Raw genomic sequence first — 18528 nt, forward strand, 5'->3', positions numbered from 1 at the left:
CTTCACGGAATGACGATAACTAGTTATTGATGTCCAGAATATCCGGTTCACATGAGCCCGTCTGGGTATTGTGTCCTATCCACGAATCCGTTTCGGCACCTAGATAATCAAGCACTTCACCGACAAAAGAGATCGTGCCTAGCGCGATCACGTCCTCCTCCAGGTCAGCCATTATGTCTCGGAATTCCGGTAGCCCTTCGGCAAACGGCAGGCCATGACCGGCCTTGACCTCGTAAGCTCCGGGAACCAGTTCCAAACACCCGTTTCGATCCTTTGTCAGCGGCCAGCAACACACCACGGTTGCCTCCGGCATGTCGGCCGCTTGCAGCGCTGCCCGCACCGCATCCGGAGTAATCGCGGCATCGACGAACCAGGTGCCACCACCCTTTCCTGCTACGGGCCGGGAACCCACCCGACAGTCCGTACCTGTCCCGAGGGCAACGTCCTTCCCACGATGGATATCCGTTACATGATCCTTGGGAGATGAGAGGACGTGCTGGGAGGACCGGCCGGGAAGATTGAGAATCCCGACAAGATCCGGCTGAAGCTCATGAGGCTCGGCTAAGGCATTTCCGGCCCCGGAAGAATGGGTGAGACTCTCGGACTGTCCACTTATCTTGCAACAAGTGTCTGAATGAAGACCATGTTTCGTGGATGTGAGTAGCGGCGTCACCGCCTTCGCAAGGCCAGCTCCCAGCCCCACACTTTGACCAATGAGTGGGTTCAGGTGACTGGCAGGGGGTGGCGTGAGCACATGCGCCCCCCACTGTTCTGCACTGGCAGTCATGATGTTGGCAACATCCTCGGATTGAGGGGCGCTCGCGATGATTTCAACCGACGAAGAGCCGGCAGAGATCAGATTGCGGGCAATCTCGGGAACCGTATTCCCGAGTATTCCGCCGTGCTCGAAGAAAATGGGAGTCACCCCAAGGGCAATGTGGGAAAAGAGTGAGACCTCATCGGTTCCACCGCCCATGCCTTCCTCCACAACCAAAACATCGGCACCGATCTGGGATGCCCACCAGGCACCCATGACCGTGTAGGCACCCGCCGGTGACAGGTAGTGATCAGCCGGCAGGTAGGGAAGCAGTTCAGCAAGACGATCTGATATCTGATGGTACGTGTCCTGATCGATCGCTGTGCCGTTCAACCGAATGCGCTCGCGGTTGGTGCGAAACGGTGGAGACATGATGGAGACGGCGTTGAAGCCCTCTAGTGAAATGCCCACCGACAGGGCTGCCAGAGTCGTGCCCTTCCCCTTCGACCCGACCACTGCGATCGAGGGTGGGGGAGTGAAATCGAGAAGCTTGATGAGAGTCTTCGATGAAATGAGTGTGCGAGGCAGATTGTCTCTGGTCGACCACTGGCGAAAGAACGGCTCATCGGCCGCAAGGTGCTGTGCTGTCATGGTGAGAACATCGTAAGCCCGAAGTTCACCCAGACAGGTCAAGAGGACTCGACACTGCCTTGCCGGGACCGATGGCGAGTATCCAGAACACTTAATTTGGGTATTCCCATCATCCGCCGATCGCGGAACTTCTTGGGATCGAATCCGAAGTCAATAGAATCAGAACATGGCACGACTTGAAGTGGGCGACAGGGCCCCAGAATTTACGATCGAAACTCCGAACGGCACCGTCTCGCTCGCAGATCTGCTTGAGAAGGCAGAAAAGGGCGTCATTGTTTACTTCTACCCGAAGGCGATGACGCCGGGATGTACGACGGAAGCGTGCGACTTTAGGGATGCACGGCTGACAGATGCTGGCTACGAAGTCATCGGCATCTCACCTGACTCGATCAACAAGCTCCAGTCCTTCGCCGAGGCTGAGCTGCTCGACTTCCCGCTCGGCTCCGACCCCGACCACGAAGTCCTCGAGGCCTATGGTGCGTGGGGTGAGAAGAAGAACTACGGACGAACCGTTGTTGGTGTTATCCGGTCCACCTTTGTTATCAATCCCGACGGCACCATTGCTGAGGCCATGTACAACGTGAAGGCCACGGGACACGTTGCTCGAGTGACCAAAAACATCCTCGCCTGAACCGTTTTCCCTCTGCCGCTCCGGTAGCCTATTGTGGAAACCGAGCGCGAGTGGCGGAATTGGCAGACGCGCCAGATTTAGGTTCTGGTGTCTTCGGGCGTGTGGGTTCAAGTCCCACCTTGCGCACAATGCCCCTGGAAGTACTTACGAAGTATTCCCAGGGGTTTCAACTTTCCAGAACACGAGTTCCGGCTTATAGGACAAAATGTGTTGGTCGGGTCGTGTTTTAGAAGCTAGGTCCAGGAGTTCGGGTGGGGGCTGGTGTGGTGGAGCTCGTTCCAGACTGCGATGGTGCCCATGACGGGCAGGCCGATGTCACGCTCATGGCTCTCACGGCGAGCCGCTGCCTGATAGAGCTCACTGATCTGGGACTCGGTGGGCATGGTCTGCAAGATCATGGCCGGACTCAACGGCGTCTCGGTATGCATGTAGCACCACCACATAATCGCTTTGATACGCCGCTCGAAACTCATTCCCCGATGATCACGCAGCAAGGCACGCAGCTGGGTGTTGACTCCGCCCTCGATCCGGTTGTTGGTTGCCGGCAGCGGCACTGCCAGGTAGGCCGAAGCAGGATAATTCTTGGGGTCAACAAAAGTGAACAAAGTCGAGGAACGGATTAAGGTATCCAAGCTCGATCGTGCGGTGATCAGTCGCTGATGAGTGAACACTGTCCTGCCAGTAGCCAGGGTCGTTTTCTCAGCCAGGAACTCTTCCCACCGGTTGCGCCACTGCCCGTACGCCACCAGCCACGCGGCTGCCTCAACATTCGTTGATACTTTCATCAGAGCCTTGGCCAGCCCGTAGATCTCTACTCCTGCCTGGGTTCGCGGGCGCGTGGTGGTCTGCCGACGGACCTGGCTGAAGGCGTGGAACAGGCAGCGTTGGACCTTGGTGTGTGGCCATAGCTTCCGTCTGGCTGCAGCAAATCCCTGCCCGCCGTCGGTGACCACCGCGTCGGGGGCGGCGATCTTCGACAGAAGGGCTTCCCATGAGGTGGTGCGCTCGGTACGGGCCAGGTGCCAGCCGAGCACGTGGGTGTTGCTGGTGGCGATCAAGATGACGGCAAGCCTGCCGAGGTGGATCCCGTCAACGTAGACGACCCGGTGGACCTCGTCCACGATCGGGGGTAAAGGCCACAGTGCCCAGAAGCGTTGGGTGCGGCGCCGGTAGGTGCGCCCGGCCCCGGGCAGGTCTCGTTGGCGCTTGCGGGAGAACAAGAAGCTCAGGAACAGGGCGAGGTCTTTCGCGTCCGTATTGATCTGTGCGACCTGGGTTGTCCCGCACGAGGGGCATCGGTAGCGCTGGCGTCCCGTGCCGGTCTTTCCGTACCGGGTCATGGGCCGCTGACAAGGACTACAAGAAGGCGTATTCACGCCTTTAATCAGGCAACTCCAAACCTGCTTTTATGGTGATAACACGCCCATAAGTCGAGGTGAAACCAACACCGAATGTCCTATAACCTGGCTCCAGGAACCCAACTCTGACCCCGACCTTTTAGCTCTATGCCGGGGGAAAGTCGCAGTGAAACCAACACGTAGTGTCCACCTGTGAAGTTGAAACCATCGAACTTCAATCCCGACAAAACGTTGACAGCAAGCCGAAAAACCCGACCCAAACCAACACCAAATGTCCTATAAGCCCGAGTTCCAGGGCGTGCGACAGAGATTCAGACCTCGAGCTTTGAATAGAGCAACGCTAGGTCGGACCGAGTTACGAGTCTCTGAGGGGGTTGCTCGGCCTTGCCAAGAACGAGCAGTGCGGCCGGAGGCTCCTCCTTTTCGCCGGCTGTTCCAGACAAGATTCTGACTGCTTTAACGGTCGAACATGGTTGCCGCACAGTTTTGAGGCGATCCCCTGTCTCTGCAAAATTCAGAACCTCACGGATTGGGGTGGAATCGACAATTCCGCCATCTGTCTCCATGCTGTCCGCAAACCAGCGAGCAATGGCGTTTGTCGTGATTAACGAGAATCCTTCACTCGTCTTCACGGGTGCCTGAGAGAAGTCCTTCTCCTTAACGAGAGTAAGAAACTCGCCGAGGTCATCGTCGGGAGAGAAGATCTGAGGGATATCGAAGTTGCTAGTGGCTTCGAGGACAGAAAGAGGATGTTCGAGATGTCGCTCAATCTTGAGTATGGAATCGACAATATCCTCTCGTGGTTCAGCAATGGGTTGACCATTGAGGTACCGATTGTGAGCAATGGAGTTACGAAGAATTGCGTACGCTCTCAACTCTTTCTTGTGAGCGTGGTGAACGGTCCTCGACTTGTCGAGAAGGTCGCCAAATGCAACGTATTGCTAATCGTCCCATTCGTGTCTCTGTCAACGTTTGAGGATGTTCTCGATGTTCGCAAACGCATCGAGAAATCGCCTCGCATTCGAATCGGAGGAAGCCATGTCCACCACTTTCTATCTAATTTCCATCTAAGTTGGGCCTCTGGGGCTAGGAAAACTATGTACCCGGACATTGTGTACTGCTTGAGACTGATTAACGCAATAACTCAGCACTAGGAGGAAAGCCAGTCGGCCATATCCTCCCAGGTCTGTTTGCCTTTCTTGCGGTGGAAAATGCCGTGGTGACCAAGGCTGGAAATGCCGAGATCGGCAGGGGAGTAGAACTGATTTGTCACGCGCGCATTGGTGAGCATCGTGCCGAGCTTTGTTGCCTGCTCCGGGGTAGCCTACAGATCATCCGTTGCGGCAACGCAGAGAACATCAGCATCAATGCCGGGCATGAGCCTACCTGCGCCCAATGTCGGATCGTCATAGAGGAAGCCCGGGAGTTTGGTCCAGGATGCCCACTCGATGAGCACGCTGGTTGGGAGATCCTCTCCCAGGCCAAGTTTCCGGCTCGGCATATAGCCGAGGCTCGAAGCGATCGCGGGCCCCGCCAAGTTGAGCAGAGCCTTGACTCTGAGCTGCTCGGTAAAGGATGGGATGTCGGGGGTGTAGGCGATGTGCGCTGCGGCAAGAATAAAGCGGTCGACTATTCCTAGTCCGGATCCCATGGCGAGGCCGTGCCCTCCGATGCTATGCCCAACGGCCATGATGGGAAGACTGTAGAAGCGATTGTGTGCCCACCTGGTGACAGTGGGCATATCCACCGTGAGCCAGTCCCTCATCCGCAAGTCGGGAAAGAGCTGGCACGGACCGGAATGTCCGGTGCCCCGATAGTCATAGGTGAGCGCCGCGATGCCACGGCCCGCCAGGTACTGGGCAAACCCTCGATAGAAGCCCTGGGGTGTGGCAGTAGCCGAGTGAATGATCGTGACGCTCTTTGGTTCACCGTCTGGAAGGTAAAGGGTGCCGATGATGGGAGTGCCGGCAGTTGGAATGTCGACCAGTGAACCATGTAGAGCTGTGTTGACCATGAACCCAGCCTAGTGAGGTCAGTCGTGTTTGCACCCGAATCGATCCATTTCAGCTTATGTTCCGACTATTTGCTGCATCAGAGGGGAACAACCGGGGTGGAACTCGGCTTTACTGACCAGGGCTTCGCCTCCGGCAGGTCGAGCGCGCCAATCTCGGTGGTGATGGCGAGGAGGCGCTCGCGGAGAGGCTTGGCACGACCCGCAAAGTTCCGTTGCATCGCGGCATACTGGCTCCGCCCCGCGGGCGTTTCGATTCTGATGGGGTCAACACCCAGGTGGGAGAGGTCGTAGGCCGCTGCCGCCATGTCCATCCACCGAATGTCTCGGGCAAGATCAAAAGCATCGAGAAGAAGATCGCCGGGGATCGCGGGGCCGAGTTGAAGGCACCACTTGAGCACATCCATATTCGCGTGCAAACAGCCACCCTGCTCAAGTTCGAGCACCTTTTCACGCGTGGGCTGAAGCGTGTTGTGGGGGACCGCCTCGTCGGTGAAGAACCGGAACGCATCGTAGTGCGTGCACTTCACCGTCGCCTCATCGACAGCTTTCTTGGTGCCCTCCTGTCCGAGGCGGAGCGGGATGCCGTGGCGCGTTTCTCCGTCATACACCATGCACCACTCGTGCCAACCAAAGCAGGAAAATAGGGGAGTGCGACCAAGGATTGCTTTCGCAAGATCGTGAACAAAACGGATCCCACGAGCCCGGTCCGGAACGTACTGGGCGAGATCGAGGAACAGGACACCATTAATCTCCCGATGCCACCGCCACCCCAGCCTCTCCACGTACTCCTCGTACGCAGGATGATCTTCACCGGGGCGAGCGAGCCCAACCCCAGCGCCGGGATGCCAACGCTTGAGGAAGCTGGGACGGAGCGGATAGTACTCCCACAGGAAGTCCTCAACCGCGTGCCGTTCACCTAGCGCCCGACGCTGTTCGTGCGCTGCTGAGCGTGCGCCCGCGGCTGCCACGTGCTGTTGGCGCAGGTTCCACCAGGTATCAACGGAGAGGATGAACATCCCAACCATCTTGCCACGCTAATGTAGGAACATGCAGATCGCTCGAATTTCACTTGAAGCCGGCCCCCGCTATGCCATAGTCGACCACGAAACTGACGAGTATGTTGTGCTCGCTGGCGACCCCATCTTCCAAGCTCTTGACACGACCGGGCAGCGCGTGCCCATGGCGGGCACGCGGGTCCTCTCGCCGATCATTCCCCGTTCCAAAGTCATTGGTGTAGGCAAGAACTACATGGACCACATTGAAGAAATGGGAGGGGAAGTCCCAACCGCCCCGGTCCTGTTCTTCAAGCCCAACACCTCGGTCATTGGCCCCAACGATCCGATTGTTGCACCGTCGTGGGCCAAGGAACTCTCCTATGAGGCGGAACTCGCCGTGATCATTGGCCGCCCCTGCAAGGACGTACCTATCGAGCGTGTGGACGAAGTGATTTACGGGTACACCGCTGCCAATGACATCACCGCCCGCGACATTCAGCGCGATGAGCCCCAGTGGGCGCGAGCGAAAGGCTTTGATACCTCATGCCCCCTCGGCCCGGTCATCGACCTCGACTTCGATCCATCCGATGTTGCTGTGCGCTCCACGGTCAACGGTGAGCTACGGCAAGATGGTCGGACCTCGCAGATGATTCGTCCTGTCAAGGAACTCGTTTCCTACGTCTCTCACGCATTCTCACTGCTGCCTGGCGATGTGATCCTCACCGGCACCCCGGCAGGCGTAGGCATCATGTCGGAAGGGGACACCGTGACCGTTGAAATCGAAGGGCTCGGAGAGCTAACTAACCAGCTTCATTCCAGCTAGCAATTTCGCTTTCGAGCAAAGATTGAGTGGTGGCCTCGCATCGTGCGAGGCCACCATTTTCTTTGCCACCAAAGGGAATGGTCGGAACTTTCGGTGGTCCCGTTAGTCTGGGAAATCAAATATTTCACCCGGAAATCGATCGCATGGGTGCCGTCATAGCCGAAGGGGTTGAGTGATGTTCCTCACCCAAAGCTTCGCGTCTGCAAGATTTTCAATCAAAGAGCGGTGATGCCGCGCCGATTGAGAAGTTGGTGCGTAAAAAATTGCTGCGGTTTATTTCTGGCTCGGGGAATGGGCTTTAATCTCAAGATTAAACACGGAATAAGCCGTATCATGGAGAGCGGAGTTGACGAAACTCTGTTGAGACATCGAGGCCAATCAGTTCCCCAAGGAGGAAACATGGATCCGGATTTTCCTACGTGGCTTCGTGCCGCGCATCTCATTAACTTTGTTCTGATCGGCATTTTGCTACGAAGTGGTTGGGAAATGCTGGCATCACTGCCGCGCCTGTGGTGGCGAAACGACTGTGCACCCGGGACAGAGTGGCTCCGATTCACGCGGCGTAAGCTGCCCAAGGAGGAGGGTGTCTACACGTCGCTCATGGATGAGCGCAGCCTGAGCCCGCTTATTGCCCTTCCGGGCAAGAAAAACATCGGGTTAGGTCGGCACTGGCACGGTATCGGCACCACCCTGTGGCTCCTGAACGGCATTGTTTATGTGGTGCTTCTTTTCGCCACGGGACTGTGGCGTCGGATCATCCCAACGTCATGGGATGTCTTCCCTGAGGCGTGGGATTCCTTCGTGGTGTACATAGGTTTTGCCAAGCCCTCGATCGAGCACTTCCAGCCCTACGATGCGCTCCAGATGCTTGCATATACGGCGGTTATTTTCATCATCGCCCCGTTGATGATCCTGACCGGACTGGCAATGTCGCCAGCGATCCGTTCCCGTTTCCCCTGGTACGTCAAGCTGTTCGGTGGGCACCAGGGGGCTCGTTCCCTGCACTTCATTGGCATGGTGTCGATGACCCTGTTCATCATTGTTCACGTGACTCTTGTCTTCACCGTGCATGCTGAGTACAACCTGCCGCGCATGGTCTTCGGCTCCGATAACCCCGAACGCTACGCACAGGCATTTACTATCGCCATCACAACCATCGTCGTTGTTGTTCTCTTCTGGGTCGCTCTGTCCTACTGGTCGCTCTCGGATCGTCCGCGTGCGCAACGCTTCCTCGTTGCGGCCACCGAACCTGTCCGCAGAATCGCCTTTGGTTGGATGAAGCCCCGCAATCGCACCCAGGGGGCATACACGGAGAAGGACATTTCCGAATTCCATTGGACCAACGGACTCCCGCCGACCGAGGATGAGTCACCCGAGTGGCTGGAGATGAGAGACAACGAGTGGGATGGCTGGACGCTGCACGTGGGTGGCGACATGCTCGATGAGTCCCTGGAACTGACCATGGACGACTTGAAGAAACTTCCCAAGCACGAATACATTGCCACCCACACGTGCATGCAGGGGTGGTCCGCAACATCGAAGTGGGCCGGAGCCCGCCTGGAAGACATCCTTGCGCTGCTCGGCCCCAAACCGGAGTCGGCCAGGTACGTCATGATCAGTTCGCACGGCCTCGCCCAAGAAATGATCGACCACCGACCACGCGAACCCTTCTATGCGGTCATAGATCTTGAGACCCTTGCCGAAGAGGATACGGTCCTAACCTATGAGCGGAACGGCAACCCGATCGAGGAGCACCTCGGTGCGCCAGCACGACTTCGTGTTGAGTCGAATCATGGTTATAAGATGGTGAAGTGGGTGAAGTCCGTCGAATGGATTGAGGACTACACCGTGTATGGCGATGGCCGTGGCGGTACCCGCGAAGACTCAGCATTGCAGGCGTTCAATGGCCGCATCTAACGAACAGGAACACATGATCTCGACGATCTACCGAATTGATGGCGTGAGCTCCGATGACGATGTCCTCAAGCTGCGACTCGCCGTCAGTTCCTACGACGAGCAGGTCGGAGGTGTCTCTTTCGAGAGGCATGACGATGGCTCGACACTCATGATCATCAAGCACAAAGACGACGTCACCCTGAACGAAGAAAACATTCGTCGACTCGTCACCTCATCCGGTGAATTCACGCTGTACCGGAACGATTCATAGTTGCGAGAATAGGTTGGCCCAGATTCTATTCGGATCTGGGCCAACCTATTCAGGACGGAGCCTCAATCTACGTCGGCAACTGCCTTTTCGATAATGTTGAGAGCTTCATCCAGAATTGCTGGGGTAGTGCCGAAAACGAGGCGAACGTAATTCTCGTAGCCCGGTCCGCAATCAGCTCCCGGAGTGAGTGCCACTCCGCGGTCACGGAGGTAGTCAGTGACCGAATCGACCCGATCAGCAATTCCGGAAACATCGATCCAGGAAATGTAGGTGCCTTCGGGAAGGATCGTGGACAGGCCCGGAATGGCATTGATGCGTTCCGTGACAGTCTTGCGGTTCTGGGACAGGATCGCCTTGACGTTATCCATCCACTCGGTCGAGTCACGATAGGCGGCGATGGCGGACTCGACGCCGACCGTGGAGATCTGTCGCTCAATGAGACCGGCGGGAGCAGCAATTGTTGCCTGGAAGGGATGGCCGACAATCATCTGAGCATTCTTCAATCCCGGAGTATTCCAGCCCTTCGATGTGGACGTGGCGGTAATCGTGTGGTCGGCAGCTCGGTCCGACAGGCTTGCGTATGGAATATGCTCCCCATCGAACACGTGCGGGGCATGAATTTCATCGGAGAACACGACAGCATCGTTCTTAGCGACGATCTCGCACACCCGCTCGAGCTCGGCCCGCTCTAGTACCCGGCCAACAGGGTTCCAGGGATTGCAGAGAACAAATAACCCGCCGTCCTTCAATGCCTCATCGATCCCGTCGAAGTCGAGTTCCCAACGACCGTCCTTGATGAGGGAAGGTACGGTCACGAGTTCGCGGCCCTCCTCGGCTGGGAGGTTGAGGAAGGGCATGTACGCAGGGGTGGGAATGACGACCGGCCCCTCGGTTACGAGGTGTCGCAAAACATCCCTCATAGTCGACAACACGTCGGGGTAGAGGTAGACGGTTCCCGGGTCAATTTCCCAGCCGTAATCCCTCTCCATGAGCTCCGCGGTCGCCTCACGCAGATCCCCTGCCATGTTCGCCGGCAGATACCCTAGTGCGCCGTTTGCGGCGCGCTCACGAAGCTTCTCCGATACGACCGGCGGCACGCCGAAATCCATTTCGGCAATGAACATGCCGATCGTTCCAGGGAAAGAGGTCCACTTGACGGAACCGGTGGCGCGAAGAGTTTCGGGTGTGATGTTGTCGAACATGAGACCACTCTAGTAGCCGTGACGATTCGTTGCGCCAGCGAGGGCGGTAGTCTTGAGTCATGACTGAAGTTCGCGTTCGTTTTTGCCCATCACCCACCGGCACACCACACGTCGGTCTCATCCGCACAGCCCTCTTCAACTGGGCCTACGCCCGCCACACGGGCGGCACCTTCGTGTTCCGTATCGAAGACACCGATGCGAAGCGCGACTCCGAAGAGTCCTACCAGCAGCTGCTCGATGCCATGAAGTGGCTCGGCATGGACTGGGATGAAGGGGTGGAGGTGGGCGGACCCCACGGTCCCTACCGACAGTCGGAGCGCATGGACATCTACGCCGATGTCGCCAGGAAACTCCTCGACGGTGGATACGCGTACGAATCGTTCTCGACCCCGGAAGAAGTTGAAGAACGCCACCGGGCTGCTGGACGCGACCCCAAGCTGGGATATGACGGCTACGACCGCGACCTGACCGAAGAGCAGAAGGCAGCATACCGTGCCGAAGGTCGCGAAGCTGTTCTGCGCATTCGCATGCCCGACACAGACGTGACGTTCACAGATGCGGTCCGCGGGGACATCACGTTCGCTCCGGGCTCGATCCCCGACTACGTCATCGTGCGCGGCAATGGACAGCCCCTCTACACGCTCACCAACCCGGTTGATGATGCTCTCATGAACATCACCCACGTACTCCGCGGTGAAGACCTCCTGTCCTCCACGCCCCGCCAGATCGTTCTCTACCGGGCCCTCGTGGAACTTGGTATCGCGCAGCAGATCCCGACCTTTGGTCACCTGCCGTATGTCATGGGGGAGGGGAACAAGAAGCTCTCGAAGCGCGATCCCCAATCCAACCTCTTCCTCCACCGCGAGAAGGGTATGATTCCCGAAGGTCTCGTCAACTACCTGGCACTGCTGGGATGGGCGATCGCACCGGACAACGACATCTTCACCGTTGACGAGCTCGTCGAAGCATTCGATGTTCATGACGTTAACCCGAACCCGGCTCGCTTCGATGAGAAGAAGGCCATCGCCATCAACGCCGAGCACATCCGCCGACTCGAAACCGATGATCTCGCCCGCCGCATCATCCCCTTCCTCGATGCTGTTGGTGCAGGCTCCTACGAAGAGCTCAATGTCGAAGAGAAGCGAATCGTGGACGCAGCTACACCGCTTGCCCAGACCCGCATCCAAACCCTCTCTGAAGCGGGTACGATGATGGGCTTCCTCTTCAGATCCGCAGATGAGATCGAATACGACGAAAAGGCACTCGGCAAGCTCCGCGAAGAATCTGGCGCCGTTCTCGCCGCCGCCATCGAACACCTCGGCAAGCTTGAGGAGTTCACCGCCGTCACGATCAAGGACACCCTGTCAACGGTCGTCATCGAGGGAATGGGAATCAAACCACGACTTGCATTCGCGCCCCTCTTCGTTGCCATCACCGGTACCAACGTGTCCCTGCCCGTCTTCGACTCCATGGAGATCCTTGGCAAGGAAGAATCGATTACTCGTCTACAGAAGCTGGCTGATCACCTTTCGGCTGCTGAATAATTCACGGTAGGACTAAGTAGTGTGCTCGGACTGGTTTTCCAGTCCGAGCACACTCATGTCTAGACGTCTGTATGCCAACAAAGATTCAAATGGTCCAGAGGCGTTTATTGTGTCACTGTGCGCGAGTTCACCGGTAGGCCGCAGCTGGAATTTGGGAACTCATTTATGCTGATTTGAGAATCAAACTGGGTTAATTTCTCGTCCTCCCGATAGTAAAGCCGCCACGCCATGCGTGGCCTTTCTTATGTCGAGTGGGCGGATTTGAGCAGAGAGCGGGATGCGTGAAATCTCAGCGAACTTCTGCCTCCGGGCAGTCGAAGGAAGGACTGTCTGAACAGGCGGTTAGCTTTCTTCGAGACGAACATTTCCACTATCGCCTGTTGAGTGGCGTCGATGAGGAGACAGGCCTTCGAATTTTCGTTGGGAAGACAGGTCGCGCAGTGCTTGTCACTACTCCCGAAGAATTACCGAAGGCAACATCGTGGGCAAAGCAAAAATCTTCGCGGGTCAAGCCCGTATGGCTTCTCATGACCTACAAGCCAACTGAGGACGAGGAATCTAGACTCAGGTTGCGTTTTAATGCCATCGCACTCCTCGGGGATGATGGATTTGCGATGCGCGGAACCTTGAACCAGGGACTGCTTCGTAACGGTCTCACCCCTGGGTTTTCTGCATTAGGAATGCTGGTGCTGATGCCAACCTTGGTATTCCTGAGCTTTGGGATTGTGTTCCTTGCAAAAGGTTTGGCGAGTAGCGATCAATTCTTTGTAGACTTTGTGCTTCTGCTGCTTTTCGCACTTGTCACGTGGAAATTTACCAAACTAACTGTGAATTTGGGATACCGCATTGCCCGTCTGACATACAGGGCTCAGAGAAGTAAGAGTTCTGACGGCGGCGATAATGTCAATCTGGTAAGAAAGGCAACTCGGATAAATACGCTGACTGCGGCTGCAACGACACTTTTTCTATTCTTCGGCGTTACAGGAGGGGTGGCAAGTGAAGCTGACAGTAGTCGCGGAACCATTACAGTTGTTCGAGTTGTTGATGGCGACACTATCGTAGTTGAACAAGGCGGAAATGAGTTCACCGTTCGGCTCTTGAACATTGATACGCCCGAAACTGTTGATCCCGATGAAGACGTTCAGTGTATGGGGCCCGAAGCAACCGAGTTCCTCACCGAACGATTGCCGGTGGGCACGCAAGTTACGCTCGACTATGACAAGGAACGCCAGGATCAATACGGTCGCGACCTGGCGGGTATCTTTGAATCCGGTTCACTCATCAATGAGGAAATTGCGTCGCATGGCTACGGGTTTGCGGTCAGCTATGGCGAGAACGTGAAGTTCTATCCGAGAGTTCTTGCGGCTCAACAGCGAGCGCAGGAAGACCAGGTCGGACTCTTTGACCCAGCTATTGAATGCTCTTATCCAGCGCAGGTTCAAGAACTTCAGGCCCAGGTTGAAGAGGCCACATCCGCAAACCTGGAGGAGGCCGAAACTGATGAGCTCGATGAGGCAAGTTCTAACATCGCCGAACTACTTCTGCTCATCGATGCTCTCGAGGACCGCATCACCAAGCACCCCACGTGGTCCGAGAGTGATGGCCCCGCTGATGAACTCTTGTCCGAGCTCATACTCATGAAGACGATGCTAAGTGATCGGGATGAAGAGATTTCCGAGGAAGTCGAAGTTCGGGAACGAGAGGCAGAGGAAGAACGGCAGCGCGAAGAAGATGAGCGGAAACGTGCTGAGGAGGAAGATCGCGAACGCGAAGAGCGTGAGAGGGCTGAGAGAGAAGCCTCCCAGCAGGGAGAAGGAAATGCGGCAACCAATACTTCTGCGCCGACAAATAGTCAGGGAACGAGACAGCAGCCCGCCCCGGCCACTCAACCTGCTCCCGCAACGCAACCCGCACCGGCGCCACAACCTGCTCCGGCTCCGCAACCGGTGCCGGCTCCCAGTGTTGACAAGTACACGGGCTGTCGAGCCTACGGTGGCAACTACATTCCGAATGCGATCGATAGGCAGGGCAGACCCTATACGAGGATCGATTGCACAACGAAGGTACCGTTGCCATAGTGCGGTTCGACGGTGTTCGCAGAGTGTTTGTGAGGTGAAGTGCGGTCTTTGGTCGGGGATGGTACGGGTCTGAAACCCCTGTCAGTGACCACCTTCACCCCCAACAATTTTGCGAACAAAATGGCAAGCCGGTAGAGTCTAGTTCTGCGCGCAACCACGGTTGAATGCAAACCCTTGGGGTATGGTGTAATTGGCAGCACGAGTGATTCTGGTTCATTTAGTCTAGGTTCGAGTCCTGGTACCCCAGCAAGTTTCTTCCAGTTGTAAGACTGATAAGAGACTGAGGCCCCGTTCGTCTAGCGGCCTAGGACGTCGCCCTCTCACGGCGGTAACACCGGTTCAAATCCGGTACGGGGTACAGGTAGTGTCAACTACCGAGCGATAATTTCATACATTGTCGTGGAGCCCCGTTCGTCTAGCGGCCCAGGACGTCGCCCTCTCACGGCGGTAACACCGGTTCAAATCCGGTACGGGGTACCAAGGAAAGTCCAAGCATTGCTTGGACTTTTTGTTTACCATTTTCTTCGATCTAAACGCCCATTCGAGGATCTCCAACTTTTGCGATGGCGTTATGCAAAGACATAGTCCAGTTTTTAGCTCACACAATGGATGGAACAAGCCCCTAAGGGGCGTACTTTTCAGTATTTTTGAATTACGGGATTGCTGTTGCCGGAAAATTGTGGAATTCGCAATGCTTTGTCCAACCGCCATGAGAGAATCCGGTTAGTTGCAAAACGAGTTTTTCGTATCCCTTTTAGAGCATAGGAATCGTAAATGAGCGATACTCAGGAATTTGAGTATGGTCCCGCGTCGCTACCAGCGGATAACGAAGTGCAAGTTCAAAATGAGCCTCAAGTACCTTCCGCACCCTGGTTCAAGAATAAGCGGTATCTTTTCCCCACGATTCTGATGAGCCTTGTTTTAGTCGGGGGAGTGAGTTTTGCTATTGCAGATAGTGGTAACGATGAAGCAAGAACAGCTTTTTCGTTTGAAATTGAGTTACCGGAATCGAAGGATCCCATAACCGAGTCCACGGAATCTGAATCCGTGGAGACCAAGACTCACGACCCTGAAGCTAAGGAAGTCGAATCTCCAGAGCCAGAGATTGCGAATACCACAGAGGCAGTAGTCGATTCCGTCCCTGCCCAGGAAACGAGTAGGGAGCCTGTGCCTAGTGAGAAAGCTCCAACAACGATATCAGTGGATGATTCTGCACTTCGAGAGGAGGCATTGCTCTACGCTAGATCCATGTTGGGCCAGCGGGCCCACTCGCGTGGTGGGATAATTGGCGTCCTGGAACTCTCTGGGTATTCAAGAGAAGTTGCAACCTGGGCTGCCGATCAAACTGGTGCCGATTGGTACCATCAGGCATCTCTCGCGGCCTGGGAACATTTGGGAGTTATTGCAATCTCTCGTTCTGCTCTCATTATGGAGCTTGAGACATATGGATTCTCCCCGAGTGAGGCTGTTTACGGTGTCGATAGCATGGGGCTTGACTGGTATCAAGAAGCATCTGTGGCCGCAAGTGATTACGCCTCAATCTACGGGTTTGACCCGGATGCGATGTATAACTGGTTGATTTATGAGCGATTCACAGCATCAGAGGCCAGTGAAGCCGTTACGTCGGTCGGATTATCGATGCAGGAGTAGCTCTTGCAATTCTGTCAAGGTGACCCTTACTTAAGTATTTAAGACAGTCTGTAATCCACCAACCCATGCTGAGCATTTGTATTTACAGATCTTGGCATCGCAGTTAAGAGTAGAAAAGGTACGTAAATATGAGTGCTTGGCGCGGACTGGGACGAAGGTCAACAGCACAAGAATCTGATAGCGAATCGGCTCGCAGCGATGTGGTTAGCAATGAAGTGAGACATTGGTGGGGCAACAAGTGGTTTCTTTCGTTGTGCAGCTTTCTAGGACTTGCGATTGCAGTAGTTTTGGGCGTGCAGTTTGCAGATCGAACACCTGTGAAAGAATCTCGCGAAGTGATCGTTATCGATCTATCCACGGTTGACCCTGAAGCTCGGACAACAGAACCGCCTTCGTCCTCTATCGACAAGGACGATCCTGACAGTGCGGCTGATCCACGGACAGAGTCCACTGAGACACTTGAGATTTCTGCTGAGCCAGAATCAGGAACTAACCAAGGTACGACAGTACCTTCAAATCAATCTGAGATCTGGCTGAGTGAATGGTTTATTTTTCCAGGTTTTTCAGTCGTCGGTGGTGATGGTGATTACGACGATGATGAATTTGAAGATGAATCAGTGACCGAGCCCGAAGAACAGACGGTTCAAGAGAATCCGTATAGTCGAGAAAATGCATTGCGAACAGCGGAGAGTTTTCTCTACTACGCTTATTATTCTCGAAGTGGACTCATTACGGAGCTAGCGTACGAAGGGTTCTCACGAGACGACGCGACTTGGGCGGTCGATCAAACTGGAACGGATTGGTACGAGCAAGCGCTTGGAGCCGCGATTGATTACATCCATGATGCTCCCTATTCTCGCTCGGGCCTCATAAGTGTGCTGGAATATGACGGATTCGCAGCAAACGAAGCCGCATACGGTGCCGATAATTTTGCAGTCGACTGGTATGTGCAGGCGGAGCGATACGTCAGAACCTACTTGAATGATCCAGAATACTCTCGAAGCACTGTCTACGATCTTCTCATTTATGATGGATTTACCGATGCTGAAGCTCTACATGGAATGAACTCCATGGGCTATTGAAATCCTCTCACTCCGATGAATCCTATCGCTGTGCGAATTCGGCACGTGGCAGGGTCGAATTCGCACAGCTCACGGCAAGGTGCCTGGATGCCTTGCCGAAGTGTACGTTGCGGCAAGACATCGACAACGTGACGGAACCTAGAGCCGCGCAAGCACCTCAATGTCCTCCTCAAATTCCTTAGCGACTTCAGCCGACACAGTGGTTCTGGTTTGCGAGATCGCACTGAGATAGTCATCTGTGCTGAGGTTTGGGCTTTCCGATTTTGACACTGAGTTGGTAACTGCGCGTTCGAATGCGGCCTGGGATGCTCCTCTGGCCGCGAATTCGATATCGGCGGGGGAGAAGCCTTCAGTTGCTTGGACGAGCTGATCAAGATCGATCTGGGGGAGGATTTGCTCTGGAATGAAGCCCTGCCAAATGGCCTGCCGTGCCTCATCATCCGGTAGCCCAATGGGGATGACGTAGTCGAATCTGCCGTGGCGAAGGAAAGCAGGATCGAGTGCTCGAATGAAGTTGGTGGCACAGACCAGGAGCCTGCCAGGCTTTTCCCGGAAGGCAGGAATAGTCTTGAGAAGTTCGTTCGTCACCGCCTGCATGGGAGACGGTGGTTCACCACCTCTCCTGACGGCGATCTCCTCTACCTCATCAATGAAGACAACGACATTGTCGAGTTCCTCGATACGATCGAATGTTTCGCGTAGCTCGGCTGCGAGTCCCTTGGGTGAAGAAGCCAGGCGAGAGGGGAAGACTTCTACAAATGGCCATTCCAACCTCGAAGCAATCGCCTTGGCGAAGGTGGTCTTGCCGGTACCTGGAGGACCAAAGAGGACGATGGAGCGGGGAGGGACCACACCGTACCGGTCGGCTTCGGAAGGATTGGCGAGCGGAAGGACAAGACGGCGCTCGAGCATGTCCTTTTCCCTGGACATGCCGCCAATTGCATCCCACCGATCACGTGGCAGCATCCTGCCACCGAGTTCTTTCAGGGTGAGGATTTCTTCCTGACGGATGGGAATGATCCGCTCAAAGTATCTCAGGTGCCGCTGATCAGCAAAGCCCGCACGAGTCAGTGAGGTGATGGGTTCAATGCCATCGGGCACGAGAATAGACATGGAGTGAATGCCTTGGCTGGCCAGGCGCTGTTCGATGGCGGACAGCATCGCGCGGCTGATGCCTCGACGCCGCCATTTCTCATCCACCGTGTAGAACACGATCCATGCCTGGTCGTGTGCGGCCCTCGCGACTGTCACACCCACGATCTCGTTCCCGACTGTCGCAACAACGGCAGTGTCGGCTCGTGTGGAGGCAAGCACTTCGTTGAGCGCATAGACCGGGACGGTGACTTCTTCGACGTACTTCTCCCAGAGTCGAAAGAAACCATCAAGGTCGGTTTGCTGAAGGTCGCGGATCCGCCAGTGAGTCATGTCTACCTGCTTCGGTGAAGGGACGTTGAACACACAGTACTGAACCGAAGCGATGAAACCGTTGAGGACAGTGCGTTGTCTTTACAGGTGGACGTGCAGGAACTGGGGAGCATTAGGTAACTTGTTCTCAGCGGGGGTAGCGGAATCAAAG

General features: G+C 55.7%; 16 protein-coding genes and 4 tRNA genes. 12 read left to right on the forward strand and 8 right to left on the reverse strand.

The genetic code is table 11. The features are described from left to right. Positions 1–19: 19 nt before the first annotated feature. Positions 20–1408, reverse strand: a complete 1389-nt coding sequence (locus BN1241_RS02820; RefSeq protein WP_147599234.1) for a folylpolyglutamate synthase/dihydrofolate synthase family protein — start codon at positions 1406–1408, stop codon at positions 20–22. Positions 1409–1574: 166 nt separating this feature from the next. Between BN1241_RS02820 and bcp the strand changes: the two genes are divergently transcribed. Both bcp and BN1241_RS02830 read left to right on the forward strand, forming a co-directional pair. Continuing rightward, the gene (bcp, locus tag BN1241_RS02825) at positions 1575–2039 is read left to right on the forward strand and encodes a thioredoxin-dependent thiol peroxidase (protein WP_054952199.1); all 465 of its coding nucleotides are present in this window, start codon (positions 1575–1577) and stop codon (positions 2037–2039) included. Positions 2040–2083: 44 nt separating this feature from the next. Then, positions 2084–2165: transfer RNA gene (locus tag BN1241_RS02830), tRNA-Leu, on the forward strand. A gap of 107 nt (positions 2166–2272) precedes the next feature. On the opposite strand, the gene BN1241_RS02835 is transcribed toward BN1241_RS02830, so the two are convergent. From BN1241_RS02835 to BN1241_RS02850, 5 genes are all read right to left on the reverse strand, one after another. Further along, complete coding sequence (locus BN1241_RS02835) at positions 2273–3415, reverse strand: IS1249 family transposase (RefSeq protein WP_261795459.1); 1143 nt, start codon at positions 3413–3415, stop codon at positions 2273–2275. A gap of 293 nt (positions 3416–3708) precedes the next feature. Beyond that, on the reverse strand, positions 3709–4272 hold the full coding sequence (locus BN1241_RS02840; protein WP_054952201.1) for a CBS domain-containing protein: 564 nt from the start codon (positions 4270–4272) through the stop codon (positions 3709–3711). Positions 4273–4547: 275 nt separating this feature from the next. Next, positions 4548–4670, reverse strand: coding sequence for a hypothetical protein (locus BN1241_RS13405; RefSeq protein WP_261795460.1), 123 nt, complete (start codon positions 4668–4670; stop codon positions 4548–4550). Between the two features lie 51 nt (positions 4671–4721). Further along, positions 4722–5411: an alpha/beta hydrolase family protein gene (locus tag BN1241_RS02845; protein ID WP_054952202.1), complete on the reverse strand. Its 690-nt coding sequence runs from the start codon at positions 5409–5411 to the stop codon at positions 4722–4724. 77 nt (positions 5412–5488) lie between these two features. Next, complete coding sequence (locus BN1241_RS02850; protein ID WP_077138243.1) at positions 5489–6436, reverse strand: hypothetical protein; 948 nt, start codon at positions 6434–6436, stop codon at positions 5489–5491. 22 nt (positions 6437–6458) lie between these two features. Between BN1241_RS02850 and BN1241_RS02855 the strand changes: the two genes are divergently transcribed. From BN1241_RS02855 to BN1241_RS02865, 3 genes are all read left to right on the forward strand, one after another. After that, positions 6459–7229: a fumarylacetoacetate hydrolase family protein gene (locus BN1241_RS02855; RefSeq protein ID WP_054952203.1), complete on the forward strand. Its 771-nt coding sequence runs from the start codon at positions 6459–6461 to the stop codon at positions 7227–7229. 399 nt (positions 7230–7628) lie between these two features. Then, positions 7629–9146: a molybdopterin-dependent oxidoreductase gene (locus BN1241_RS02860; RefSeq protein WP_054952204.1), complete on the forward strand. Its 1518-nt coding sequence runs from the start codon at positions 7629–7631 to the stop codon at positions 9144–9146. Continuing rightward, positions 9133–9396 carry a hypothetical protein gene (locus BN1241_RS02865; protein WP_147599236.1) on the forward strand — a complete coding sequence of 88 codons (264 nt, stop codon included), beginning with the start codon at positions 9133–9135 and terminating at the stop codon, positions 9394–9396. Before BN1241_RS02860 ends, BN1241_RS02865 begins: the two co-directional genes overlap by 14 nt. A gap of 62 nt (positions 9397–9458) precedes the next feature. Here BN1241_RS02865 and BN1241_RS02870 read toward each other — a convergent pair whose 3' ends face one another. Beyond that, positions 9459–10598 (reverse strand): MalY/PatB family protein, encoded by a 1140-nt coding sequence (locus BN1241_RS02870; protein ID WP_054952206.1) that lies wholly within the window; start codon positions 10596–10598, stop codon positions 9459–9461. Positions 10599–10657: 59 nt separating this feature from the next. Between BN1241_RS02870 and gltX the strand changes: the two genes are divergently transcribed. The 7 genes from gltX (at position 10658) to BN1241_RS02905 (ending at position 16952) form a co-directional block, all read left to right on the forward strand. Beyond that, the gene (gltX, locus tag BN1241_RS02875) at positions 10658–12142 is read left to right on the forward strand and encodes a glutamate--tRNA ligase (RefSeq protein ID WP_054952207.1); all 1485 of its coding nucleotides are present in this window, start codon (positions 10658–10660) and stop codon (positions 12140–12142) included. Between the two features lie 281 nt (positions 12143–12423). Further along, the gene (locus tag BN1241_RS12510) at positions 12424–14220 is read left to right on the forward strand and encodes a thermonuclease family protein (RefSeq protein WP_082418175.1); all 1797 of its coding nucleotides are present in this window, start codon (positions 12424–12426) and stop codon (positions 14218–14220) included. A 175-nt stretch (positions 14221–14395) separates the two neighbouring features. Next, positions 14396–14467 (forward strand) — tRNA-Gln (locus BN1241_RS02885). A gap of 38 nt (positions 14468–14505) precedes the next feature. Beyond that, positions 14506–14578: transfer RNA gene (locus BN1241_RS02890), tRNA-Glu, on the forward strand. Positions 14579–14624: 46 nt separating this feature from the next. Next, positions 14625–14700 (forward strand) — tRNA-Glu (locus BN1241_RS02895). A 294-nt stretch (positions 14701–14994) separates the two neighbouring features. Continuing rightward, positions 14995–15870, forward strand: a complete 876-nt coding sequence (locus BN1241_RS02900; RefSeq protein ID WP_054952209.1) for a hypothetical protein — start codon at positions 14995–14997, stop codon at positions 15868–15870. 128 nt (positions 15871–15998) lie between these two features. Then, on the forward strand, positions 15999–16952 hold the full coding sequence (locus BN1241_RS02905; RefSeq protein ID WP_082418176.1) for an Ltp family lipoprotein: 954 nt from the start codon (positions 15999–16001) through the stop codon (positions 16950–16952). Between the two features lie 138 nt (positions 16953–17090). On the opposite strand, the gene BN1241_RS02910 is transcribed toward BN1241_RS02905, so the two are convergent. Next, on the reverse strand, positions 17091–18377 hold the full coding sequence (locus tag BN1241_RS02910; protein ID WP_054952211.1) for an ATP-binding protein: 1287 nt from the start codon (positions 18375–18377) through the stop codon (positions 17091–17093). Positions 18378–18528 lie beyond the last annotated feature (151 nt).

It is taken from the genome of Flaviflexus massiliensis (genome assembly GCF_001375495.1).
Classification (GTDB): domain Bacteria; phylum Actinomycetota; class Actinomycetes; order Actinomycetales; family Actinomycetaceae; genus Flaviflexus; species Flaviflexus massiliensis.